This window comes from Clostridium estertheticum, from assembly GCF_011065935.2.
GTDB lineage: Bacteria > Bacillota > Clostridia > Clostridiales > Clostridiaceae > Clostridium_AD > Clostridium_AD estertheticum_A.
The window spans coordinates 1-383 of sequence record NZ_JAAMNH020000005.1 but is presented as its reverse complement, the minus strand read 5'-3'; the positions used below and the strand labels follow the sequence as shown (position 1 = coordinate 383).

At 34.5% G+C, this 383-nt stretch carries 1 protein-coding gene; it reads right to left on the bottom strand.

Translation table 11 applies throughout. From position 1 onward, the window contains the following. Positions 1 to 383: tyrosine-type recombinase/integrase (locus G9F72_RS26845; RefSeq protein ID WP_224676343.1), on the bottom strand; the 383-nt coding region annotated here is incomplete at both ends.

Genomic DNA, 383 nt, shown 5'->3' with positions numbered 1-383 from the left:
GTTTTGTACTGATCTGGAGTTAATATGGGTGCCGGTATTATTTCTGCTATAAAAAAGCCATTCTTTAGGGTGGTATTCTTTCCAGTAATCTCTGAGTATTTCTAGATTGTCCTGTGAAAGTAATGCATATCTATCTTTGGAACCTTTACCATTACGGATAAATAGTTGCATTTTTTTACTATCAATATCTGAAACTTTTAGACATGAGACTTCGTTAAGTCTTAATCCTGCACCGTAGAGGGTCATTAAGATGGATTTATCTCTTAAATTATCGCAGGCATTGAAGAGGCTTTGAATTTCATCTTTAGTAAGAATATTTGGGAACTTACGATTTCTGCGGTGGCGAGGTATTTGTTTACAATTTAAATTAGTATCCAAGGTTG